We start from the raw sequence: 24,288 nt of genomic DNA, 5'->3' as shown, positions 1-24,288 counted from the left end.
GAGCTATCGTCCGGGTAGATCACGGCGGGTATTGCACTCCGTGCCCAGGCCACCCGAACGGTGTAGGTAATCGACTGGTGCGGCGCGGATCGGCGCTGCGAGGACGTGCTCCCTGACTTACGCTCGAACGAGCCGAAGACAGGAGCCGGGAATGACCACGATGCCAGGACGACTCCGCGCGCCGCTGGCGTTCCTTCCGTTCCTGGTCGCGGTCGCGGCGGTCGCGCTCGTCGGCGGCCTGGCCGCGTCCGGCGCCCGGTCTGTCTACAGTGGACTGGACTTGCCGCTGTTCGCGCCGCCCGCCTGGCTGTTCGGTCCGGTGTGGACGGTCCTGTACCTCGGGATCGCGGTGGCGGGCTGGCTGTACTGGAAATCCGGCGGCGAACGGCGCGGGTTGGTCTGGTACGCGGCACAATTGGTCCTCAACGCCGCCTGGACGCCGCTGTTCTTCGCGGCCGGCGCGTACGGCCTCGCACTGGCCGACATCCTCGTGCTCGACGTCGCCATCGTCGTCACCGCGCTGTACTTCCGCCGGTCTTCCCGGGTCGCCGCCGCATTGCTGCTGCCGTACCTCGCCTGGACGCTGTACGCGACCGCGCTCACCGTCGCGATCGTCGTGCTCAACTGACGCCGATCGGCAGGGTGGCGGCCACCCCTTTGGCGTGCCTGCCGTCGAGCCGGTCCAGGGTCACTCCGCCCCGGCGTGCGGCGAGTTCCAGGTCCCGCACCGCGTGTTCCACCGGATGGGCACCCGCGGCGGCGATCCGGATCGACGCGCTGACCCGGGGTTCGGAATCGGCGGCACCGCGGTGGGCGGTCACGGCGAGGGTCACCGCCGTGCCGGGCGCGGCGGCGAGCAGACGGTGCGTCAGATCCGCCGCGAGCGCCGGTGAAAGCGCGTCCCAGCCGTCGAGGTGGAAGGTCGCCTGGCAGATCGGGCCGCTGTGCCAGAACCGCCAGTCCTCCCGGATCCGCGCCCGGCCCGCCGTGACGTGCGCCAGCGACGCGAGCGCGCCGAGGACCTCGTTTTCGGCGAGCGCCCGCACCGGTAGCCCGTCGCGCCGAAGCTGGCGCCGTACGCGCCGGATCGTGTTCCCGAGTGCCTGCCGCACGTCGGCGTCCCGGTGGACGTCGACGGTGCGCAGCGCCTGCAGCGCGACCCAGCCGCGCGGCGGCCGTGAGCGGTCCGCGCCGACGTGGTGGATGACCTGCGCGGCGACGTCCAAGGCCTGTTCCCGCGACGGCGGCAGCAAGGTCAGCGGTGACGGCATCGGCCGCTCACGGACGGCCGACTTCGGTTGCAGCACAGCGGTGATCCCGTCGGCGCGGCTGACCATGAACACCGTCTCGTCGCCGATCTCGCCGGTGATCCCCGTCGCTTCCGGCGACAGCAGGTGCAGCAGCGACCGGCCCGCTTCGCCAGCGTGCCGGAGATCCCGGTCGCGGTCGCGCGTCAGGTAACCCGACGCCGAACCGAGCCAGGAGTAGAGCCAGCGTCCGCGAATCCGCACGGAGGTCAGCGCGAGGGCCACCGCGGCGGCGGTGAGCACAGCGGTCACCAGCGGCCAGGGCCGCCCAGCCACCAGGACGAGCGCGACGAGGACGAGTTGCCAGCAGACGATCTGTGTCATCCCGATCCCGCCGAACCGGCGGGGCCGGCGGCCGGTGACGGGCACCGGCGGATTCGGCCGCGGCGGACCGGGCGCCGGAGCGGGTACGGGCACCGCCGCGGACCAACGCGGCTGGTGCTCCGCCTGGCGAGCGGCGGTGAGCGCGGCCAGCGCCGCCTCACGTGCGGCCGCCCGCGCGGCAGGCGCCGCGTAGGCGAGCGAGTCGGGAATGGCCGCCGCCCGCGATACGGCAGGCCCCGCTTGGGGAAGCGGCGGAGGCGGCGTCTGGTACCGCCCGTCCGTCCTGGCCGCGCCGAGATCGGTCATCGTCGTGCCTCCTCAGAGTCCGTTGGTGAACCCGCGTCCGCGATCGACGTCGGCAGGGCGCGGCCTGGTCTTCCACGCGTCTGGTGTCTTTCGATCCCATCTCGGCTCCGCCGACCGGCACTCATAGCCGTGTGCAACCGAGCCTGCCGGGTGAACATGAGGTTTCGATGACAAGCGGCCGCGAGCCGGAGACAGGCTGTTTCATCGAAATTTCATGGTCACTCTCTAGCTTGATCGCGTGAACACCGATGAGCGCGGCACGAAGCGGTTCAGCGTGGTGGCCAGAACGAGGATGGCCGTGGCGCTGGTGGTCGCGGGCTGCCTGGCGCTGGTCGGCCTGGCCGTCACCGGACAGGCGTCGACGCCGGAACGGCTGGAGTTCGTCCAGGTCGGCCACTGGGTCTACAACGACGCCGCCCAGTCCGCGTTCCACGTCGACGGCTCGACGAACCGGGTCGACGCGCGCGCGGACGTGCCCGGCGCCGCGAACGGCAGCCAGGTCGTGCAGGGCGACGATTCCGGTTACGTGGTCGAGCGGAACCGCGTCACGCAGTTCGACAAGGCGACGCTGAGCGTCGAGGAGTCCACGCCGCCGCCCGCGCCGGAAACCCCGTTCGTGATGGAGATCGCGGGCGGCCCGTACCTGGTCTACCGCAACGCCGGCCAGATCGTGCGCCTCGGTGACCCGGCCGCGACAGTGCCCGCAGGGGGACCACTGTCCCGGCCGGTCGCGACGAACGACGGCACGGTGTGGGCGCACCGCGTCGACAACGGCGCGATCTGCGAGCTGCCCAAGGGCGCCGCCGTCATGACCTGCCCCGCGCAGCTCCCGCCCGGGCACGGTGGCGGGCTGACCCTGGTCGGCGACCGGCCGGTCGTGCTCGACACCACCGGCGACAGCCTCCACCGCGTCGGCCTGGACGGCCTCGGCGAAGCCCTTCCCCTCGGCATCAAGCTCTCGCCGTCGGCGCAGGTCGCCAACAGCGCCGTCGGCGACCGGCTGGCCATCGCCGACCCGGAGCGCAACCAGCTGCACCTCATCGACATCAGCGGACTCGACCAGGACCGCCCCGCCGCGAAGCCGATTTCGGTCGAGCTGACCAAGGGCAGCCGGTTCAACGGCCCGCTCTCCTCGTCGAACGTCGTCGCCATGGTCGACGAGACGCGAGGGGAGGTGCTGACCTACGACGTCGCCGGCAAGCTCAAGTCCACCGCGAAGGTGCCCGGCCAGGGAACGGCACCGAGGCTCGCCAAGGGCGAGGACAACCGGATCTACGTCGACAGTTCCGACGGCTCGCACGTGCTGGTCGTCAACGGCGACGACGGCTCGGTGGTCGACGTCGACGTCGACAAGGCGGCGAACAGCCAGACCGCGGGCGCGCCGTCGGCCGAACCGGAACCGTCCGGCGACCAGCCCCCGCCGCAGCAGGAACAGCGACAGCAGGCACCTCCGAACACCCAGCAGGCCCCCCCGCCGGTGGCGAAGGCGACTCCGCCCGGTGCGCCGAGGAAGGTGAGCGCGTCGTCCGGGGACGGCTCGATCAAGGTCTCGTGGAGCCCGGCCGCGGACAACGGCGCGCGGATCACCGGCTACCGGCTGACCTGGACCGGCGGGTCTACCCGGGTCGGCGGATCGTCACGAGGGACGACGATTTCCGGGCTGCGCAACGGAACCCCGTACGTGATCACGGTGGTCGCGGAGAACTCGGCGGGGATCGGGCCTGGCGTGAGCGCCAAGGTGGTCATCCCGGGACCCGCGAACCGGCCCGCCGGGGCACCGGTCGTCACCGCGAACGCCACCGCGGCCGGGAAGGTTTCGGTCAGCTGGACCCAGCCCGACCTGCGCGGCGGCACACTGGTGCACTATCTGGTGAGTGTGACGGGCAAGGGTGAGCGCACGGTCACGGCAAGGTCCGCGGAATTCACCGGGGTCACCGGCACGGCGACCGTCACGGTCCGCGCGGTCACGAGGTTCGGTTCCGGGGCCAACCTCACCGGGACCACCGGCAGCAGGAAGGTCACGGTGCCGGTCGTCTCGGGACCGCCGACGATCACGATCACCCAGGTGCGGGGCAAGGACGACAAGCTGCTGGTTTCCGTGATAGCCGACGGGAAGGGCGGTTCCGCGACCTGCACCGCCGAATTCTTCGCCGAGACCAAGCCGGTACCGTGTTCCGGCGCGACGACCCTGACCATCGCCAGTGTCACGTGGATCGGCACCATCACGGTCACCGCGACCATCAAGACGTCCGCGGGCACCGCCACGGACACCTGGCGGGGAGTGCCGACGGTGTCCGGTGGCGCACTGCTCTGGCTCGGCCCGCTGGCACTGGTCGGCTTGCGCCGACGAAAGGAAAAGGAAGTTCTGTGACGCTCACACCCAGGGTCGCCTTCGAGCAGATCGCCGAGAACGTGCAATCGGTGGTGCGCGGCAAACCGGAGGTCGTCCGGCTCACCGTGGCGGCGCTGTTCGCCGAAGGACACCTGCTGATGGAGGACGTGCCCGGCGTCGGGAAGACGACGATCGCGCGCTGCCTCGCCGCGAGCATCGGCGGCCGGTGGAACCGCATCCAGTTCACCCCGGACCTGCTCCCCGGCGACATCACCGGCGTGATGGTCTACCACCAGAACAACGAGCGGTTCCAGTTCCACCCCGGCGGGATCTTCGCCAACGTGGTGCTGGCGGACGAGATCAACCGGGGTACGCCGAAGACGCAGGCCGCGCTGCTCGAAGTGATGGCCGAACGCCGCGTCACCGTGGATTCGGTCGGCCAGGCGGTGCCGCGGCCGTTCCTCGTGGTCGCCACGCAGAACCCGATCGAACTGGAGGGCACCTACCGGCTGCCCGAAGCGCAGCTGGACCGGTTCCTCATGCGCATTTCGGTCGGCTACCCGGATCTGGAATCCGAGATGCGCGTGGTGATGGGGGACTGCGCCGGGGTGACGCCGGACGAACTGAAGCCGGTGCTGACCATCGCCGACGTCCAGTCCGTCATCGACGAGGTCCGGAAGTCCCATCTGGCACCGGAAATCGTCAACTACGCGGTGCGCCTCGCCGCGGCGAGCCGTTCGCATCCGGACGTCCGCTACGGCGCCAGCCCGCGTGGCAGCATCGCGCTGATCCGGGCCGCACAGGGGCTCGCCGCCACCTTCGGCCGAGACTTCGTCACCCCGGACGACGTCAAGGACGTCGCGCATCCGGTGCTCGACCACCGGCTCGTGCTGAGCCCCGACGCGGAACTCAACCAGCGCCGGACCGCCGACATCGTCGACGAACTCCTGGGCGCGACGGCCGCTCCCATGGCCGCGATGGGGAGGTAGGCGTGCGGCTCACCCGCCGCGGCGTCATCGTGCTGGCCTTCGCCGCCGGGTTCTACGCCCTCGGCGAACTGGCCGGGTACACGTTCTTCCGTGCCTTCGCGGGGATCGCGGCGGGTGCGGTGCTGATCGCGTTGGCCACCACCAGATTCCGGCCTCGGGTGGAGATCGGCCGCACCGTCCAGCCGGACAGGGTCGAGCGCGGGAAACCCGCGCTGGCCTCGCTCGTCGTGCGCAACACCGGTGCGCGGCGGCACGGCGGTTTCGCCGCCGGCGACGGGATCGGGAGCGAAACGCATCGCCTGCGGGTCCGCCCGCTCGCCCCCGGCGCGGAAGCGACGTACCACTACGAACTGCCGACGACGACCCGCGGGAAACTGCGGGTCGGCCCGCTCGTGGTGCATCGGCCCGACCTGTTCGACCTCGCCCGCGGCGACCAGACCGTCGGCGGTACCGCGTGGTTGTGGGTGCATCCGCGACGGCATTCGGTGCGCGCGGCGCAGGCGGGTCATCCACGCCACCACCACGAAGGTCCGATCACCGACCCGCCGCTGCGAGGTTCGGCGGATCTGCGCGCGGTGCGGGAGTACGTGGTCGGAGACGAGGTCCGGCATCTGCATTGGAAGGCGACAGCCAGGACCGGCCGGCTCATGGTGCGCGAGTACGCCGACCCCGCCCAGCCCCGGTTCACCGCGGTGCTCGACACGCGGCCCGCGTCGATGAGCCCGGCCGTTTTCGAAGAGGCCGTCGAGGTGGCGGCGTCCCTGTTCTACGCGTCGGCGTCGGCGGGACAGCACTGTCGTCTGATCACCGCCGCCGGCGCGGACACGCTGACCGACAGCGGCGTGCGCGCGGCGAGGACGTTGCTGGACGAACTCGCGCTCGTCACCCAGGACGCGGCGGACGACGCGCCGCTGCTGCCCTCGGTGCTGGCGGCCGCCGAACGCCCTGGCGGAGTGCTGGTGGTGATCACCGGCCCGGACGCCGATCTCGGCCACGCGGCCCGCTGGCGGCCCGACACCGTGGTCCGGCTCGGTGACCTCAGGCCGTCTGCGGGGTCCGGCGGCGTGATCATCGCGGTCGACGCCGCCGGTGCGGCCGCCCAATGGAATTCCTTGGTGGCGAAGGCATGAGCGCCGGATTCGATCGGATCGCGGTCGCCGGGCTGCTCGGCGCGACGGGCGTCGCCGGACTGCTGTTCGCGCCCGTGTTCGGCTGGGCGCCGCTGCTCGTCCCGGTGCTCGTGGTCGTCCTCGTCGGCTACGGCTGCGCCGAGCTGACCGCGAAGTTCCCGAAACTCGTGCCCTACCGGCCTTTGCTCGTCGCGCTGTTCGGCCTGCTCGGGTTGATCGAGACGGTGCTGACCTCGACCACGCTCGCGTTCCTTCCCACGGGCGCCTCTTTGCAAGGGATCGCGCGCGGCTTCACCGAAGGCTGGCAGCTCACCCTTCAGTCCACCTGGCCCGCGCGGCCGATCCCCGAACAGCTGCTGTTCGTCCCGCTGTCGGTGCTGCTGGCCGTGGTGCTCGGGCTGGAACTGGTGCTGCGGCTCAAGAAGCCGCTGGTCGCGCTCGTGCCGAGCCTGGCCGTCGCCGGGCTCGCGCAGGCGTACCAGGCGTTGACGGGTGTCGTCGCGATGGCGGCGGCGCTCGGATACGCGCTGCCCGCCGGACTCCTGTTGTGGTCGGGTCGCCGCGTCCGGTCCGCGAGCCGGGCACCGGGGGTGTCGCGGTCCTGGCGGGTGACGGGATCGGCGATCTGGCCCGCACTGTCCACTGTGGTCGCACTCGTCGCCGGAGCGGTCGCGTTCGCCGCGCTCGATCCGATCGGCCGTGATCCGTTGACGCTCAAGGACACCCAGGCCGCGCCGCCGCCGCGCGGCAGGCTCGGCAACCCGCTGAACGAGATCGCCCAGCGACTCGTCCGGCCGGACGAGGAGGTGTTCCGCTACCGCGGTGACACCCCGGTCGAGCAGTGGCGGCTGATCGTGCTGAACGGTTTCGACGGTGTGAACTGGCTGCCCGATTCCCGGTTCCAGCGGCTCGGCGCGGGCCTCGACGGAGCTCCCGGTGGCATGGGTGGCACCGCCGAACTGAAGGTGCGCGGACTCTCGGGGCCTTGGCTGCCGAGTCATCAGGGACTGACCGGTGTGGACGGTGTGACACCGCTGGTGGACCAGTCCGCGGGCACCCTGATGTTGGAGTCGCCGTCGGCGGACCGCGAACGGAACTACCGGCTGAGCTGGTCTTCGCCCGAGATCGATCTCGGTTCGGGCGAGGTCGACGCGCGGGCCCCTGGCGGTCTCGGCGGACTCGGCGCGGTGCCGCCGGACGTCGAGCAGGTGGCCAAGGACGCCGTACGCGGTCTGCGCCCGACGTTCCAGACCGCGTTGCAGCTGGAACGCTTCCTCAGCACGAACTATCAGGTCGCGGCGGGTACCGACGAGCTGCCGACCGGGCACGGCTGGCCACAGCTGCGGCACTTCCTGCTGGAGAGCAAGCGGGGGACGAGTGAGCAGTTCGCCGCCGCGTACGTGGCGCTGGCGCGGATGAACGGCATCCCGGCCAGGCTCGTCGTCGGGTTCCGCGGTCCGTCCGAGACCGACGGCGGGATGCACGTCGTCCGCAACCGCGACGTCCTTGCGTGGCCGGAAGTCGCGGTCGCCGGGGCGGGCTGGGTGGCGCTCGACCCGACCGCCAAGGCGGGCAAGGCCGCCCAGAGTTCGGCGGGCCCCGGCAAAGCGGTCGCCAAGGCGAGGGCCCAGCTGCCCGCCGAACAGCAACTGCGGCCGCCTCAGCTCCCGCCGGGAACGCCGTCGGAGAACGCCGAGGATCAGACCGCCGACGCGGGTGCGAGCCGGTGGTGGATCGCCGTCGCTGCGGGGGTCGTCCTTTTCGGACTCATGTGGCTCTTCGGGGTTCCGGCCGCGAAGGTCTTCCGTGCGCGACGGCGACGCCGCCGCTCCGGTGCCGAAGGGGTGCTCGGCGCCTGGGACGAGATCCGCGACCGGTTGCGCGCGCACGGCGTGCCGTTCCGGATCGGGATGACCCCGCGCGACCTCGCCGAATCGGCCGGATCGCTCGCCGGGGAAGGGATCCGCGAGCCGGTCGCCCGGCTGGCCAAGGTGCTGGACGTGACGCTGTGGTCCGGTGTCCCGGTGGGCGACGGCGCCGTCCGGCGGGCGTGGCAGGAGGTCGGCGAGGTACGCCGGGGCCTGGCCACCAGACCGTTCGCGGCTCGGGTGCTGGCGGCACTCGAGCCGCGGACCCTGGTGCCGATCAAGTCCCGCGAAGATCGCTGACGCTCACGCGAGTTACGCCCCCGATCACGCGAGTTACGCCCCCAATCACGCGAGTTACGCCTTTCTGGCGAGCGCGGATGGCGGTATCGCGTGATCGGACGGACGGCACACGTGTCGGGAGGGACGACACGCGTGATTGGAGGGACGACACGAGGCGGAGCACGGCCGCGCGCGTGTCGTCCGTCCAATCACGTGTGTCGTCCGTCGGATCACGTGTGTCGTCCGTTCAATCACGCGAACCCGTCGATTCGGTACTGGCCGCGGCCAGGTCGCTCACGGGTTGCAGCGGGCGCCGCGGATCGCGACCGGTGCGGTGGTGTAGATGTGGCGGCCGTCGGTCGCCCTGAGCTGGAAGCAGTACCGGCGCGCGGGGTCGACCGGGACGTCGAGGCTGCGCTGGCGGTGGGCGACGAGCTGTTTCGTCTCGATCCGCTCGCCCGCCATGATCACGACGAAGTCCAGTTCGCCTTCCGCGGTCCAGGTCAGTTGCACGTGATCGCTCTGGTCCTTCGGCGGCGCGAGGGCCAGCTTCACGTCCGGCGCCGGCGCGGAAACCGGTGAGGGCGGAGGGATCGCGGCCGCCACGGGGACGGCCTGCCCGCCGATCTCCGCCGGGCCGAGGACCAGCGGCACCACGGCCAGCCCGGCGGCGAGCACGCCCGCGCCCGCCAGCGCGACGGTCTTCCAAGGGAGCTTGCGTTCGGTTTTGAGCGGACCGCTGAACTCCCGGATCAGGGTGCGGCCACCCGGCGGCGGCGCCTGCACCACCTGGACCGGCGCCGGAGCCGCGTGTACCGGCGCGGCGACGGGCCGGTGCGCCTCGGCGAAGTCGTCGAATTCGACGTCGACAGGTTCTTCTTCGCTTGGCACGTCGAAGGATTCCCCGGTGACGACCTCGCCGCCGGGCGAGCGCAGCTTCGTGAACAGCCGTGCCAGCGACGCGACGTCGCGCGGGCGGTCGGCCGGCTCCTTGGCCAGCAACCGGAGGATCGTCGCGGAGAGTTCCCTCGGGACACCTGTCTCCTTGATCGGCGCCACCGGTTCCCGCAGCACCTGGAGAATCCGCTCGCCGGGCTGCTGCCCGGTGTACCGGGGAAAGGGCGGCGTTCCGGTCAGCGCGGCGTAGAGCACCGCGCCGAGTCCATAAAGGTCGGACGCGGGGGAAAGCGTGTCGTCGCGCAGGGTTTCCGGCGCGGTGTACTCGACCGCGTACATCGGATCGCGCGGGAATCGCCGCCGCAGAGCCACGCCGAAGTCGGCGAGCACGAATTCGCCGGACGCGCGATACAGTACGTTGTGCGGGCTCACCCCGCCGTGCAGGACGTCCGCTCCGTGCGCCGCGGCGAGTGCCGACGCGATCGCGGCGCCGAGGGCGAGCACGTCGGGAACACCCAGCCGCGCACCGGAATCCAGCAGACCGGCGAGTGAACCGGGACACAGTTCGCGGCGGATACCGGACCGGCCCGACCGGGTCAGGACTTCGTCGATCTGCAGGACCGAACGCGTCGCCCGTACGGCGGTCAGCGCCTTCCGCTCGCGCTCGAGCCACGCGGAGGTCTCGCGGTCGAAGGTGCCGGGGAACATCTTGACCGCGAAGTCGTTGCCCGTGACGGGATCCCGGCCCGCGTAGACGGTGGCGATGGGACCCTGGGCGAGTAGCCGCGGTCCGCCGACGCCTGTCTCGATGCTCATGACCCCATTGTCGCGCAAGAAGCCCGATTCGGCGTACTTTCCCGGCGGCAGGTTCCTGCCGCCGGGGCCCGGTGGCCCGTCCGCTGGCCGACTCTTTTCCCATGCAGACTGCCGGCCTGGTCAGGGTCACCATCACCACTCCGCACCGGCGCATCGACATGGCGCTGCCGGAACACGCGTCCGTCGCCGAAATCCTCCCCGGCCTGCTCGCGCGGGCGGGCGAGGGGATGGCCGACGACGGGGTCGCCGGCGGCGGCTGGCAGTTGCGCCGCGCCGACGGATCCGCCTTCGATCCGGACCGGACGCTGGGCGCGCACCGGGTCCGGGACGGGGAGATCCTCCATCTGACGCCGCGCCGTGCCGAATGGCCGGAGCTCGAGTACGACGACCTCGTGGACGCGATCGCCACCGGATCGGGCGGCCGGGCCTGGGGGCCGCGGCATACGCGCCGTGCGGGGCTGGCGGCCGGTGCCGCGGCCGCCCTGTTCGGGTTGGTCGCGGTGGTGCGCGCGGGACCGCCGTGGACGACGCCGGCGGCGTGGTCCCTCGCCGTTTCCGCGCTGCTCCTGACCGCGGGTGTCCTGCTCGCGCGGGCACTGCGTGACGCCGGGGCAGGTGCGGTCGTCGCCGCCGTCGCGCTGCCGTTCGCCTTCGTCGGCGGCGGTCTGCTGCTGGCGGGCGACGACCCGATCGGCGCGTTGTCCGCCGGTCATCTGCTGCTGGGAAGCGCGGCGCTGCTGCTCGCGGCCGTCGTCGGCCGGCTCGGGGTGGTCGCCGCGCCGGAACTGTTCACCGGGGCGGCCACCGTCGGGCTGCTCGGGGTGCTCGGCGGCTGGCTGGCCACCTTCGACGATCTGGCGGGCTACCGGTCGGCGGCGGTGATCGGCGGCGGCGTGCTCATGCTCTCGACCACGTTCGCTCCGCTGGCGCTGCGGCTCGGCCGGGTGCCGATGCCGGTGCTGCCGCGGTCGACCGCGGACCTCGTCCGCGACGATCCCCAGCCACCACTCGAACTCGTGCACGCCGCCGTGGCCAGAGCGGACGCGTTGCTCACCGGGATGCTGGGCGGTGCGGCGATCGTCGTCATGTACTGCCAAATGCAGCTGATCCGCAGCGACAGTGAGGCCGCGGTCGTCCTCGTCGCCCTGCTCGCGGCGGGTTTCCTGGTGCGGGCACGGTTGTACCCGATCCTGCGGCAGCGGGTGCCGCTACTGGTGACCGGGATCTTCGGCGCCGGATGCCTGCTGGCGGGGCCGCTCATGGCGGATCGCTCGCTGCTGCTCGTCCTCGCCGGTCCGCTGTCACTGGCGGTGGCCGCGGGCGTGATCGCCTCCGGCGTCGTGTTGAGCACCCGCGCCGCCAACCCGTACCTCGGCAGGATCGCCGAGTACTTCGAGATCCTGGTGACGATCGCCGTCGTCCCGGTGGCGTGTTCGGTGCTCGGCCTGTACGGCTACGTGCGCGGACTGGGGGGCTGAAACCATGGCGTCCAAACGAGATCAACTGCAGGCGTACCAATTCCTGGTGCAGCGAGCCATTTCCGCGCTTGTGACCAGGGAGACCGACCCGGAGCAGCCGCCGTTCCGCCGTCCGTCCGGTGCCGCCTTCGCCGGTGTCGCGCTGGCGATCGTGGCGCTGGCCTGCGTCGGGGTCTACGGGATGATCGTGCCCGGCGGCAACAACGCCTGGCGCAAGAACGCCGCCGTCATCGTGGAGAAGGAGAGCGGGACCCGCTACGTCTACCTCGGTGAACGGCTGCATCCCGTCGCCAACTACGCGTCCGCGCTGCTGCTGCTCGGGGAACACGGCACGACGGAACGGGTTTCGCGCGACTCGCTCGCCGGAGTCCCGCGAGGGCCCCGCATCGGCATCGCCGACGCACCGGACGGCTTGCCCGGCCCCGGAAAGCTGCTCACCGGATCGTGGTCGCTGTGCTCAGCGCCCGCGAGCGACCTGGCGGGCAGCCGGATCGAGGAGTCGGTGCTGCTGGCGGGCGCCTCGCCTTCGGGCGGCGCGGCGCTGGGGGACCAGGCGCTGCTGGTGGAATCGACGTCGACCGGCGACCGGTTCGTCGTATGGCGCGGGCACCGGCACCGGATCAACGACTACGGCGCCGTCGGCACCGGACTAGCGCTCACCGCCGAGCCGTGGGCGCGGGTCGGCCGGGCGTGGCTCGACGTACTCCCGGAAGGCACGCCGATCGGCCCGCTCCCGGTGGCGGCGGCGGGCGAGGTGTCCACCGCGGTGCCGGGCCGGACCGACATCCGGAACGGGATGCTGCTGATGGTGCAGACCTCCGGCGGCGGACAGCAGCACTACCTCGCCGAACGGGACGCCCTGCGGCCCATCACCGAACTGCAGTACGACGTCCAGCGCGCGAGCGCCCAGATGATGGCCGCCTATCCCGGCACGGAGCCGAAAACCGTGCCGCTGCCGCCTTCGCTGGCGACCATGTCCCGGCAACTGGACCCGGTCCAGGCCGAAGCGGGCTCGGCACCCGCCACCCGTCCGGCCATCGCGCGCCTGCGCGACCAGGACACCACCGTGTGCGCCACCTTCGGCGACGGTTCCACTGCCCCTTCGCTGACCGTCGATCCCACGCTGCCGCCCGCGGATCCGATGTCGACCACCGCCCGCCGGACCGCGTCCGGGACCCCGCTCGCGGACCGCGTCCACGTGCCGCCCGGCAGCGCGATCGTCGTCGAGGCGATGCCTTCGGCGCAGGCTCCTGCCGGGACGCTGACGGTCGTGACCGACTTGGGGCGCCGCTATCCGCTGGCTTCACCCGACGTGCTGAAGATGCTCGGCTACCCGTCGGCACGGCCGGTGCGGCTTCCCGCCGGCCTGGTCGCGCGACTGCCCGAAGGCCCGAGCCTCGATCCCGCCGCCGCCCGGCGCCAGACCCTGGGCGGCTGAGGCCCTGAGTGTCCACAAGGGACATCTTCTGTCTACTGGGGGTAAGGCGAAGGTGGCGGGTTGCGAAAGCCACTTTGGCAACGTTCAACGTTGCGAAAGTGGCTTTCGCAGCGTCGGGTGGAGGGGTGCGGTAGTGAGGAAGGGGCCTTTGCTACTGCGGTGGCTTCGCGGAACCCGTGGGTGGGTTGTGTTGCGAAAGCCACTTTGGCAACGTTCAACGTTGCGAAAGTGGCTTTCGCAGCGTCGGGTGCAGGGGTGCGGTAGCGATGAAGGGGGCCTTTGCTACTGCGGTGCCTTCGCGGAACCCGTGGCCGAGACGCGTCGCGAAAGCCACTTTCGCGACGCCTGAGGTCCCGAAAGTGGCTTTCGCGACACCTGGGTGCCCACGGCCGCGAGCGAATCCCCGCGACCCGACACCTTTGCCCTACCCCTCGATAACCCTTTTTCTCACTCACGACCCCACGCGCGAACTCGCGTGCTTGGAGGCGGAACTCGCGCACCGCGGGTGCGGCCAAGAAACGCCAGGCGTCATCGACACCTGGCGGTCCGGTCACTCCCTGGAGAGCAGGAAGATCTGTTCTGGAGGTTCGATGACGGCCGGTTCGGCGGCCACCGCCGCCGCGCGGCCCGGACGCCAGCCGCGTCTGCGTCCCCGCGGCCGGAGCACCGCCACCAGGAGCGCGAGCACCATCGCGACGCCCGCGACGACGGTGAGCCATTTCGCCGCCGTCGCGCTGTTCTCACGGGCCGCGGCGCGATCGAGCTGTCCCTGGTCCGGTGGGGTGGGAACGAGGGCAGGCAACGCTCCAGGGGTGTCGGTGTCCATGCTGTCGGTCACCGCCCGGTAAGGGTCGACCACACCGGCCCCGAACGCCTGACTGTGCAGACCGCCGCGCGCCGGGTTCGCGGTCGCCATCAAGCGGCGCGCCACTTCCGGAGCGGTCAGCCGCGGCCAAGCCGACCGGACCAGTGCCGCGGTGCCGGAAACGAACGGCGCGGCGTAGCTGGTGCCATCGGTGTACACGTGCCCGCCCGCCCGCGTCGGAGCGAGCACCTTGGCGCCAGGGGCGACGATGTCCACGTAGCGGCCGATCTGGGAACCGGGCATCAACGCCCCGTCGATGTCGATGGCGCCGACACCGAGGACCCCGTCGTACGCGGCCGGGTAGGACGGAAGTTCGGTGGCCGATTCGCGCTGTGTGTTACCTGCCGCGGCGATCACCAACGCGTCCCTGGACACCGCGTAGGCGACCGCGTCCCGGATGACGGCGAAGTCGTCTTGACCGGCAAGGGAAAGATTGATCACCTTCGCCCCCTGATCCGTCGCGTAGCGGATGCCGTTGGCCACGACCTGCGGATCGATCCGGAGCGATCCGCCCCGGTCGTCGAAGTCGCGGTCACTGATCCGTACCGGGAGGATCTCCGCGTCCGGGGCCACCCCGTGGAAACCGATACCGGCCGCCGGATCGGCGGCGATGACGCCGGCGACGCCGGTGCCGTGCGACACACAGTCGAACGCTCCGGGAAGGGAGCCCGCCTGATGGAAGTCGCGGCCGGCGCGGACCTTGCCCGGCCTGGCGAGCTGTGGGTGATCGGCGTCGACGCCGGAGTCGACCACCGCGACCAGGACCCCGGAACCCTTGCTGTACGGCCACACCCGTTGTGGGCTCAGCAATTGCTGGGCCCACGGTTGTGCTCGTACGGGGGGCCGCGCCGGGTCCGGATCGTGGCAGACGCCGGGCGGCGGCGCCGCGTGCGCCATCCCCCCGCCGCTGAGGGCCTGAACGGCCGCCGCGGCCATCACGGCGGCGACGGCGGACATCCGGAGTCGTCTCATGAGGCAATCGTCCGGGCGGATACCGCTCGGAGACAGGTTCGTGGCCGCAACCGGCCACCCGAACGACGACGGCCGAGGGCGACGGGCGTTTCCGGTGCCCCGTCGTCCCTCGGCCGTCGCCGATCCCGATCAGCTCATCACGTGGTGTGCCACAACTCCTTGTCGAGGAGTTGCACCGAGGTGGACTCCGATTCGCCGGTGCGCGGGCGTTTCGGTTGCCGGCGGCCGAAAGCCTGATCTCCGCTGCCGGAACGGCCGCGGAGTTCGGCAGGCACGCCCTCGGTTCCCTCGGCCGTCTTCCTCGACGAGCCGGCGCGGCCGGTCGGCTGGTTCGCGGCCCCGGGCTGGAGGGTTCCGGGAGGGGAAGCGTGACCGGAGGCGGGCGGCATCATCGGTGGTGTGCCGCCACCGGTGGCCGGTTTGGCGGTCGCGCCGGTGTTCGTCCCGGCCGCGGTGGGGGCACCTTCGGCGATGCTCTGCGCGGCGCGTTTCGACACGGCCGCTTTCGACATCGGCAGGCCGCCGGCGCCCGTCCCGGCGGCGCCGAGCAGGCCGAGCCCCGAAGCGACCGGCGCGCCGGAGACCGGCGGCAGGCCCGCGCCGGGAAGACCGGCGGGCAGACCGGGGTTGACCGGTGGCACGGTGGACGTGAGTCCTGCCAGGGACGGGCCGCCGTCCGCGGACCAGCCGGGAATATTCTGGCCCAGCGCCGACGAATCGAGTCCCGTCGCCCCGCCGGAACCGCCTGAGGTCAGCGACGAGCTGAGGTCCTGCAGCTCCTGCAGCGTCGTCATCCCGGCGGTGGCCGCCTTGAGCACATCGGTCGGAGAGTTGCCCTCCGCGGAAACCTGCTGCGCGGGCAGCACTTCGGCCGGGTTCCGCACGCCGGACGCGGCGACCACCTGTCCGATCGACATGTCGAATTCGGCGGCGAGCGTGTTCATCGCGGTGGCCGACAACTGCTGGAAGCCCGCCGCGGCCGCGGCGCCGAGGCCGAACGGGATCCCGATCGCCGCGAGGTAGCTGCTGTAGAAACCGGCGACGGCCGCGGCGGTCGCCGGGATCGAGGTGGCGAGCGTGTTCAGCGCCGCGGCGGGCTGCGCCGCGTCGATCCGCTCGCCCCACATCTTCAGCTCGGCAAGGGTCCGCTGGGTCTTCTCCTCCATCGCCCGGCCGTTCTCGTCCGTCCACTGTGGAGAAAGCTCGGCCACTCTGGTGTGCAACTCCACCTGGGCCGCGTCGATCCAGCCGCGCACTTCTGTCCACATCCGTGCCGCGTCGGTGAGCACCGAGATGTTGCCGTTCTCGGCCTTGATCATCTCCACGTGCATCTCGATGGGCAGCATGTTGTAGGGGATCACGGTTCGCTCCTCAGACCGAGTCGGGCTGGACGGTGGACGACTGCGCGGCCGCGCCGGTGGCATCGGTGGCACCGGTGGCGGAGTCCGCCTGGTTGAGCGAGCTCGCGGTCTGCTTGAGGATCGACAACCCCTGGTTCGCGACCTTGACCGTCGCGCTCGCCAGTTCCAGCGCGCTGGCCACCTCGGCGGCGGAGTAGGCGCTCGCGGCCGCGCCGACCTTTCCCGAGTAGGTCACCATCTCCTCGGTCATCTTGGTCAGCAGCGCGAGCATGCTCGCGGTCGCCGCCTTGTCCAGCAAGGACATCGCGACGCCCTCGAACAAACCGGCCAGGCTGGGCATCGTGCCCAGCCGTTGCATCAGTGACGGTGGCATCGTGGGCGCGGTGAGATGCTGGGAGAACGCACTCATCGCGACGGGATCGCCGTTGATCTCTGTTCCGGGCATGTGCCCCTCCTCAGTGTCCGGAGCGGAATTTCGCCGCGTTGTCCTGTTGGTTCACTTGCCACAGCTCCTCGTCGAGCAGCTGCACCGTGTTGCTCTCCGGGTCCCACTGGCGTTGCGGCGCGGCGGGGGGCGACTTCCGTTTCCCGTTGACCGCCCGCCCGAGCAGCGGCACCCCCGGCGTTCCCGCGGGTTTGCCGCGTTGCCGTCCGACGGGTCGTTCCGCGTCGCCGGGTTTGATGCCGCCGTTCTCACCTTTCCCGGCCCCGTTGTTCGGCATCATCGGCGGTGGCATCCCGCCCGCGCCCGCCGCACCCGCGGCGGAGGCCGAACCGCGGCCCAGTCCGGACACCATCGGTGCGGCACCCGCGTTCAGCCCGGCTCCTGGCATCGAGCTGCCCGGGCCGGGGATCGCTCCGGCACCACCGCCCACACCGGTTCCGCCGCCCGCACCGGAGCCGCCCGTACCGGAAAGCCCCGCGGTGTCCGGCATCCCGGCCAGCGAGGGAAGGCCGGACGTGCCGCCGTCGGCGTAACCGGCGTAATCCGCATAGTCGCCCAGTTTCGATGGGTCGATGCCGGAAAGGTCGGGGAGCTCGGGAGTTCCGGCGCCCGATCCGCCGAGCAGCTGCTCGGCCGCCGACAACGCGTCACTCAGCGCGCTGAGGGTTTCCGTGGCGTCTTCCACCGGGCTGCTGGTGGGATTCTGTTCGCTCGGCTGCTCGGGCGTCGTGGGGTCCGGTGTTCCCGGATCCTCCCCGGGAAGGTCGCCGGCGTTCGGCGTACCGGAGCCGTTGCCGAGCCCGGAATCCTGGTTGTAGCCCGGTCCCGAGCCGAGCTGGGTCGGCCCGTTCCAGGGACGGCCCCGGGCGGCGAGCATGGCGTGCCCGGTGAACACGTATTGCTTCGCGACCTGGTTCAGCCGTCCGCCTACCTCCGCCCGGGCCAGTTCGGCTTCCTTCGTTCGCTCGTCCGGGTCGGTCTTGGCGTTCACCCTCCCGATCCACGCGTTCATGATCGACCGGGTCGCATCCATCTCGGCCTGCAGCGCGTCCATCTTCAGGAAGAGGGCGGATTCGGTGATGCTGCCGGTGGGCCTCTTCGGCGCGTCCGCCGGTGCCGGTGCCGGTGCCTGTTCCAGCCCTCCCCAAGAACCGAGCCCTGCCTTGCTGACCTCATCCACCCAGTTGACGAACGACCGCCCCACCTCATCGTCCCAGTTGGGGCCCCGGAGATTGTTGTTGGCCGTTTGGAGCAATCCTTGGGCGTCGTCGACCCACGTCCGCGCCTGCTCCCACATGGCCTTGGCCGCGATCAGCGCGGGGTAGGTGTACTGCAGCTCCGCTTGGAACATTTTCACTTGCACGTCGAAATTGACTTTTTCGTATTCCATCGGTCAAGTCCTGTCGGGGTGTCTTGGGGCGGCATGTCCGGTCACACGAGTGGTCCCGACGGGTTCCCCAGGTACGGGATGTCCGGCGGCACCACCGCGGGGCCCGTTTCCGTCTGCGGCGGGGGGCTGGGGGGCGCCAGCACCGCCGACTGTGCCGCCTCGCCCGCGGCCCGGTAGGCGCTCGCGCTCTTGCCCGCCATGACGCCGAAGAGCTGCACGCCGGGGCCGGCCTTCTCCAGAAAGGACTTCAGCGCGTCGGTGACGAACTGATCGGCGCCGGCCAGTGCCGCACATTCCGGCATGCCACCGCATTCCTTGATCGGCTCCCGATCGATCGCCGGAGCGGGCAGGATTCTCTGCGCCTCGGTCGCGAACTTTTCCAGCGCGGGAATCCACACGTCGACCTTGCCACCCATGTACTTCCTCCAGTGCCGTTCCTCGGATATTCGTGTTTTCCCAAGCCAACCAGCGACAGCGGCCGCGACGGCGGCTCAGGCAGGTTCCGGCCACGGTCTGCTACACCTTGGGCGGGAGCCAGGCGAGCTGGACCAAACCCTTGTGGCCACGGCGATCCACCAGCCAGCCGCGGCCGGGCGGGAGTACCTGGGCGCGCATACCACCGAGCAGCGGACCCTCGTCCCGGTCACCGGACATCATCAGCCCGGGCGTGCCGACCTCCCGCAGCCGGGAAAGGAACGGTTCGAACAGCCCTCGGCCCGCGCCGCCGGAGCGGCGGGCGAGTACCACGTGCAGGCCGATGTCCGAGCCCTGCGCCGCCAGCGACAGCAGCGGCATCAGCGGATGCTTCTCGTGCGTGGCCACCATGTCGTAGTCGTCGACGAGCACGAAGATCTCCGGTCCGTGCCACCAGTTCCGCGCCCGTAGCTGTTCCGGCGTGACGTCCGCGCCGGGTAGCCGCTTCGCCATCGACGCGGCCACCTCGGCCAGCAGTTCGCCGCTCTGCGCGTCGTTGGTGCCGTATCCGAGCAGGTAGTCCTCGCCGACCTCGCCGAGCAGCGCGCGTCGATGATCGATCAGGATGATCCTGGCTTCGCTCGGCATGTACGCGCCCTCGATCCGGCGCGCCAGCGTGCGCAGGAACGTCGTCTTGCCGGACTGGGTGTCGGCCAGCAGGAAGAAGTGCGGATCGGCGGTGAAGTCCAGCCGCATCGGGGAAAGGTCCTTCTCGTGGATGCCGACCGCGAGCCCGGCGTCGGCGCCGGTCAGCTCGTCGGCCTCGGGCAGCTCCTCGAACGGGAACGTTCCCGGAAGCAGCCGGACCGGCGGCGCGGACTCGCCAGGCCAGGCCGACCGGACCGCGTCGACGAGAGCGCCGATCCCACCGACCAGGTCCTCGGTACTCGCGGACCCGTCGATCCGGGGGAGCGCCACCAGCATCTGGTGCTTGCTCATCGAAATGCCCCGGCCGGGGGCGCCCGAGGGCACCCCCATGGCGGCGCGCCGGTCGATCAGCGAGTCGATCGGGTCGCCGACCTTCAGTTCCAGCTTGCTGGCGAACAGGTCCCGCACGTTCATGCGCAGGTCGAACGAACGAGCACAGCTCACCAACAGGTGCACGCCGTAGGAGAGGCCACGTGCGGCGATGTCCCCGACCGTCTCTTCCAGTTGGTCGAACTCGCTGCGCAGGGTCTGCCAGCCGTCGACGACCAGGAACACGTCGCCGTGGGGCTGGTCGGCGAACCGGCCCTCGGCACGCAGCTTGCGATAGGTGACGATGCTGTCGATCCCGTGCTCGGCGAACAGCCGTTCCCGCTGCGCCAGCACGGTGGCCACCTCGGCGACGGTACGGCGCACCGCGCCGGTGTCCAGCCGCCCGGACACCCCGGAGACATGGGGAAGGCCGGCGATCGAAGCGAGCGTGCCGCCGCCGAAGTCGAGGCAGAAGAACTGCACCTCGCGCGGGGTGTGGGTGAGCGCGAGGCTGCTGATCAGCGTGCGCAGCGTGGTGCTCTTGCCGGTCTGTGGCGCGCCGATCACCAGCACGTGCCCGGCCGCGCCGGACAGGTCGAGCCGCAGCGGATCGCGGCGCTGCTCGTACGGCCGGTCCACGATGCCGATCACCGGCCGCAGCCCGCCGGGCCGCTCGGTGGTCAGCCCGCGCACGGGGTCGGTGGTGAGCGCGGGCAGCAGCGCGTCGAGCGTCGGCGACTCGTCCAGCGGCGGCAGCCACACCTGATGTGCCGGTGTGCCCTGGCCCTGCAGCCGATCCACCAGGATGTCCAGCAGGGTTTCGCCGACCGCGGCGTCCTGATCCGGTTCGGGTGTCTCCGGTTCGTCGCCGGTGTCCAGTTCAGCGGCCAGATAGTGCGTGGTGTACTCGCGTAACACCAGTTGTTCTTGCGAGGTAAGGGAAGCCGCGCGTCCGGTCTGACGTTGGTAAACGCCGGAAACGTAGGCCGAGCGGAACCGGTCGAGCTGTTCGGTGCCCACTTTGAGGAAACCGTGGCCGGGCGCCCTCGGCAGCCGGAACGCGTCCGGCATGCCGAGCACCGTCCGGCTCTCCATCTCCGAGAAGGTCCGCAGCCCGATCCGGTAGGAGAGATGTCCTTCGAGGCCGCGCAGCCTGCCCTCGTCCAGTCGTTGCGAGGCGAGCAGCAGATGCACCCCGAGCGACCGGCCCAACCGGCCGATCTGGACGAACATGTCGATGAAATCCGGTTTGGCGGACAGCAATTCGGAGAACTCGTCGCAGATCACCAGCAGGGTCGGCACCTCGGGCAGCGGGGCGCCCGCCGCGCGGGCCTTCTCGTAGTCACGCAGCGAGTCGAAGTTCCCGGCCGCGCGCAGCAGTTCCTGCCTGCGGATCAGTTCACCGTTGATGGCGTCGGTCATCCGGTCGACGAGATGCAGTTCCTCGGCGAGGTTGGTGATCACCGCGCTGGTGTGCGGCAGCGAGTCCAGCCGGGTGAAGGTGGCGCCGCCCTTGAAGTCGACCAGCGCGAAGTTCAGCGAGCTCGGTGGATGTGTCGCGGCCAGCGCCAGCACCAGCGTCCGCAGCAGTTCGGACTTGCCCGCACCGGTCGCGCCGATCAGCAGGCCGTGGGGGCCCATGCCGTCCTGCGCGGATTCCTTGAGGTCGAGCTCGATCGGTGCCCCGTCCGGGTGGATCCCGATCTTGACCCGCAGCCGGTCGCGGTTCGGCCGGGGCGTCCAGGTGTCGGCCGGATCGAACTCGTACGGGTCGCCGAGTTCGAGCAGCTCGGCGAGGCCGAGTTCGCTGGTCATCGGCGCGTCACCGCGCACGCCCGCGGTGAGCCGCAGCGGGGCGAGCTGCCGGGCGAGCCCTTCGGCGGCCACCGCGCCGAGCGCGTCCGCCTTGCCGAGCGGGATCTCGCCGTCGATCGTCTCGCTGACCAGATCGCCGTCCTCGGCCACGGCCAGCACCACGGTGGTCCGGTCCAGGGCCCTCGGCGGCATCGTGGTCAGGTCGACCACCGTCACGCCCTCGACGCCGCCGCCGGTCATCAGGTGGTCCGACCCTGCCATCGAGCCGCCGTCCAGCACGACCACGAGCTGCGGGCCGGAGACCCTGGTGTCCACCTCGGGGTCGAACCTCGGGCGCCTGGCCAGCTCCTCTTCGAGCATCGCCTCCAGAGCCGGAATCGTCGGTGCGACAAGGCGAAGCGGACCGAGCGCGTCGGTGCGTTCCGGGTGCAGCGCGTGCGGGAGCCACTTGATCCATTCCCACTCCGCGCGCTCCCGCTCGCCGACGCACACCGCGATCCGCAGGTCGTCGGGCGAGTGGAAGGTGGACAGCTGGGCCAGCATCGCGCGCAGCATGCCGAGATGCCGCGCCCGGTCACCACGCAGATAGATCCGGCTGAAGCCGTTGATCGCGATTCCCAGCGGCAGTCCGTCGACCGTCGTGTACGTGGTGATGAACCGGCGTAAAGCCAACGCGGACAACGGTTCCAGCTCTTCGAGCGGTTTGGTGTCCGGCGAGACCAGGGTGGTCGCCGGGGCCTGCGGACCGGTGCCGATCCGGGCGATGCCGAAGTCCGGGTCGTCCTTGCGCCGCTCCCACAGCCGGTAGCTGGCGGCCAGCGACCACAGCGACTCCGGAGCCGGGTGCAGATACTCCATCGCGTCGCGTTGCCCGCGCACCGAGCGCCGCAGTCGCAGCCGATGCTGGGCCAGCTGGCGAAGGTACTTGCGCCGGGCATGCCCCATCTCCCGCTTGCTCGGGCCGCCGCCCTGCAGGAAACCGGTCACCACCATGCCGAGCATGCCGACGCCCATCAGGCCGTACACGACGAACCGGATCGATCCGGTCATGCTGCCGGAGAACATCAGCATCATCGCGGCCATCATGGCCACCATCGGTATCACCGTCAGCACCTGCAGCCATTGCCGCGCTGGCGGCGGCGGGATCTCCGGAGGTGCTTGCAGGATCAGCTCGCCTGCCGGCAACTCCGGGGCGGGCCTCCTGGCCGGTCTCTTCACCACGATGGTCGTCACACCGCGATCGTTCGCCGGTCATGGCGTGGGCGGGGCGTGATGGCAGGAACGTGCCGAACCCCGCCGGTCGCGCCGGTTCGCTGGCTAGCTTGGGGCTCAAGGGTCATTTCGGAAGAGAAGAGAGGGACGTATGAGCGGTCTCGTCGATATTCAGTTACCGGTCGTGCAGAACCTGGTCAACAAGACCGATGACAGCATCCAGCAACAGGTCGCCGCGCATCGCGCGCACGCCGCGCGAGATCTCGATGCCCTCAACGAGGGGCTGGGCGGAGCGGTGAAGCAGGCAGGTGTCACCGGCAACATGGGCCGCGTGGACCTCTTCACCAATCAGGTTCAGCCGTTCGCCCAGCAACTCGTCGACTCGGGGAACTCGGTCGTCAAGGTTTCGGGCGGGTTCGCGGCCGAAGCCCAACAGGCGATGATCGCCAAGGCCATCAACCCGTCTTAGCAAGGAGGTTTCCCCATGTCGATGGACGACCACTACAAGACCGTGTACCACATCGTCGGCGCGGCCCAAGACGATATGAACAGGATGGCCACCGACCTCGGCCAGGCGGCCGAGGACGATCTGAGTGCCATGCGCAACGTCGCGGGTTTCGCCTGGAACGGTAGCAACAGCGAGGAAATGAGCCTCCTGTACGCGCAGACGGCCAAGAACACCGGTTCTTACGCGGACGACGCGCACGGTACCGCCGGTTCGTACGGCAATGTCGTGAACATCGCGCAGACGTGCGAGACGCAGGTCAGCAACATCATCGGCATCTAGCGGCCGAGACGACGGAACCCCGGCGTGCCACGGCTCGCCGGGGTTTCCTTTTGGGCGGCGGGGTTCGTGCTTGGCCGGAAGCGGCCAGGCGTGCCCGGCGTCCCCGCACCCGGGTGAGACTGGCCTTACGTGTCAAGGGAGGAACCGTGGAGCCGGACATGTACGCGGACTACGAACAGCTGGCCGAAGACGTGCGGACCATGCAACGGCGCATGGCCGAGATCCGGGCCACCGCCGAATCCGACGACGGGTTGATCAGCGCTACCGTCGGTGGCGCCGGTGAACTTCTCGAACTGTCGCTCGATCCGCGCATCTACCGCACGGCCGACTCGGCCGCGCTGGCCAAGGACATCACCGACACCATCCACGAGGCGGTCGAGTCGTCGACCGAACAGGGACTGGCGATCGCGGCGGGTTTCCTGCCGCCCGGTATGGACGCCGACGCCGTCGATCTCCGGTTCGATCCGGTGCTGCGCCGGTTGGATCGGCCGGAGCGGGGCTACGGCCGATGAGCGGGATGGACGGGAACAACGATGGCAAGGTCGACATCTTCTTCCAGCCGACCCGGCAGGAGCTGACGAATCTGAGGGCCGCGGGTACCGACTTCGAGACCGAGTGGGCGAAATGCCGCAAGGCCATCGAGGACATCACCCCGCTGCTGGGTTTCGGGAAGCTGGGCGAGGCGTTCCAGGACTGCGCGGACAACACCCCCGGTCTCGTCGAGAGCGCGAACGGGGTCGACGACAACTTCGGCAACTTGGCCACCAACGCGGAGAGCGGCGTCAAGATCTACGAGAGCGCGCAGACCGAGGCGACCGACCAGCTCGGATCCTGAGCGGGTACGCG

General features: G+C 70.7%; 19 protein-coding genes. 11 read left to right on the top strand and 8 right to left on the bottom strand.

Annotation, left to right across the window (positions count from 1 at the left end; genetic code table 11):
* Positions 1-151 precede the first annotated feature (151 nt).
* Positions 152-628 carry a TspO/MBR family protein gene (locus DL991_RS24820; protein ID WP_125786725.1) on the top strand — a complete coding sequence of 159 codons (477 nt, stop codon included), beginning with the start codon at positions 152-154 and terminating at the stop codon, positions 626-628.
* On the opposite strand, the gene DL991_RS24815 is transcribed toward DL991_RS24820, so the two are convergent.
* Positions 621-1,937, bottom strand: coding sequence for a type VII secretion protein EccE (locus DL991_RS24815; RefSeq protein WP_233598961.1), 1,317 nt, complete (start codon positions 1,935-1,937; stop codon positions 621-623). The genes DL991_RS24820 and DL991_RS24815 overlap by 8 nt on opposite strands.
* Positions 1,938-2,175: 238 nt before the next feature.
* Between DL991_RS24815 and DL991_RS24810 the strand changes: the two genes are divergently transcribed.
* Genes DL991_RS24810 through DL991_RS24795 form a run of 4 tightly spaced genes read left to right on the top strand, consistent with a single transcriptional unit; the run spans position 2,176 to position 8,556 of the window.
* Complete coding sequence (locus DL991_RS24810) at positions 2,176-4,308, top strand: fibronectin type III domain-containing protein (protein ID WP_125786724.1); 2,133 nt, start codon at positions 2,176-2,178, stop codon at positions 4,306-4,308.
* Entirely contained in the window at positions 4,305-5,258 is a 954-nt protein-coding gene (locus DL991_RS24805; protein ID WP_125786723.1) for a MoxR family ATPase, read from the top strand. Before DL991_RS24810 ends, DL991_RS24805 begins: the two co-directional genes overlap by 4 nt.
* Positions 5,259-5,260: 2 nt before the next feature.
* Positions 5,261-6,388, top strand: a complete 1,128-nt coding sequence (locus tag DL991_RS24800) for a DUF58 domain-containing protein (protein WP_125786722.1) — start codon at positions 5,261-5,263, stop codon at positions 6,386-6,388.
* A complete protein-coding gene (locus DL991_RS24795; RefSeq protein WP_125786721.1) occupies positions 6,385-8,556 on the top strand; it encodes a transglutaminaseTgpA domain-containing protein in 2,172 nt (723 codons plus the stop codon). The genes DL991_RS24800 and DL991_RS24795 overlap by 4 nt, the downstream gene beginning before the upstream one ends.
* Before the next feature lie 273 nt (positions 8,557-8,829).
* Here DL991_RS24795 and DL991_RS24790 read toward each other — a convergent pair whose 3' ends face one another.
* Positions 8,830-10,248: a protein kinase gene (locus DL991_RS24790; RefSeq protein WP_125786720.1), complete on the bottom strand. Its 1,419-nt coding sequence runs from the start codon at positions 10,246-10,248 to the stop codon at positions 8,830-8,832.
* Between the two features lie 101 nt (positions 10,249-10,349).
* Here DL991_RS24790 and eccD point away from each other — a divergent pair, with 101 nt between their 5' ends.
* Both eccD and eccB read left to right on the top strand, forming a co-directional pair.
* The gene (eccD, locus tag DL991_RS24785; RefSeq protein ID WP_125786719.1) at positions 10,350-11,726 is read left to right on the top strand and encodes a type VII secretion integral membrane protein EccD; all 1,377 of its coding nucleotides are present in this window, start codon (positions 10,350-10,352) and stop codon (positions 11,724-11,726) included.
* A gap of 4 nt (positions 11,727-11,730) precedes the next feature.
* A complete protein-coding gene (eccB, locus tag DL991_RS24780) occupies positions 11,731-13,164 on the top strand; it encodes a type VII secretion protein EccB (RefSeq protein ID WP_125786718.1) in 1,434 nt (477 codons plus the stop codon).
* A gap of 550 nt (positions 13,165-13,714) precedes the next feature.
* Here the strand turns inward: eccB and mycP are convergent.
* The 6 genes from mycP to eccCa all read right to left on the bottom strand — a co-directional run bounded on the left by mycP (position 13,715) and on the right by eccCa (position 22,676).
* Positions 13,715-15,001, bottom strand: coding sequence for a type VII secretion-associated serine protease mycosin (gene mycP, locus DL991_RS24775; RefSeq protein ID WP_233598960.1), 1,287 nt, complete (start codon positions 14,999-15,001; stop codon positions 13,715-13,717).
* 137 nt (positions 15,002-15,138) lie between these two features.
* The gene (locus tag DL991_RS24770; protein WP_233598959.1) at positions 15,139-16,362 is read right to left on the bottom strand and encodes a hypothetical protein; all 1,224 of its coding nucleotides are present in this window, start codon (positions 16,360-16,362) and stop codon (positions 15,139-15,141) included.
* A gap of 10 nt (positions 16,363-16,372) precedes the next feature.
* The gene (locus tag DL991_RS24765; RefSeq protein ID WP_125786717.1) at positions 16,373-16,807 is read right to left on the bottom strand and encodes a hypothetical protein; all 435 of its coding nucleotides are present in this window, start codon (positions 16,805-16,807) and stop codon (positions 16,373-16,375) included.
* Between the two features lie 10 nt (positions 16,808-16,817).
* The gene (locus DL991_RS24760; protein WP_125786716.1) at positions 16,818-18,197 is read right to left on the bottom strand and encodes a hypothetical protein; all 1,380 of its coding nucleotides are present in this window, start codon (positions 18,195-18,197) and stop codon (positions 16,818-16,820) included.
* Positions 18,198-18,238: 41 nt separating this feature from the next.
* A complete protein-coding gene (locus tag DL991_RS24755) occupies positions 18,239-18,613 on the bottom strand; it encodes a hypothetical protein (RefSeq protein WP_125786715.1) in 375 nt (124 codons plus the stop codon).
* 100 nt (positions 18,614-18,713) lie between these two features.
* Complete coding sequence (gene eccCa / locus DL991_RS24750; RefSeq protein WP_125786714.1) at positions 18,714-22,676, bottom strand: type VII secretion protein EccCa; 3,963 nt, start codon at positions 22,674-22,676, stop codon at positions 18,714-18,716.
* A gap of 130 nt (positions 22,677-22,806) precedes the next feature.
* Between eccCa and DL991_RS24745 the strand changes: the two genes are divergently transcribed.
* From DL991_RS24745 to DL991_RS24730, 4 genes are all read left to right on the top strand, one after another.
* Positions 22,807-23,124, top strand: coding sequence for a hypothetical protein (locus tag DL991_RS24745; protein WP_125786713.1), 318 nt, complete (start codon positions 22,807-22,809; stop codon positions 23,122-23,124).
* A 15-nt stretch (positions 23,125-23,139) separates the two neighbouring features.
* Positions 23,140-23,442, top strand: coding sequence for a hypothetical protein (locus DL991_RS24740; protein ID WP_125786712.1), 303 nt, complete (start codon positions 23,140-23,142; stop codon positions 23,440-23,442).
* 146 nt (positions 23,443-23,588) lie between these two features.
* Complete coding sequence (locus DL991_RS24735; protein WP_233598958.1) at positions 23,589-23,954, top strand: YbaB/EbfC family nucleoid-associated protein; 366 nt, start codon at positions 23,589-23,591, stop codon at positions 23,952-23,954.
* Positions 23,951-24,277: a hypothetical protein gene (locus DL991_RS24730; protein WP_125786711.1), complete on the top strand. Its 327-nt coding sequence runs from the start codon at positions 23,951-23,953 to the stop codon at positions 24,275-24,277. Before DL991_RS24735 ends, DL991_RS24730 begins: the two co-directional genes overlap by 4 nt.
* The last annotated feature ends 11 nt before the right edge of the window (positions 24,278-24,288 follow it).

Source organism: Amycolatopsis sp. WAC 01375 (assembly GCF_003947325.1).
Taxonomy (GTDB): Bacteria; Actinomycetota; Actinomycetes; order Mycobacteriales; family Pseudonocardiaceae; genus Amycolatopsis.
The sequence above is the reverse complement of the archived record's forward strand: the minus strand, read 5'-3'. Positions and strand labels throughout refer to the sequence as shown.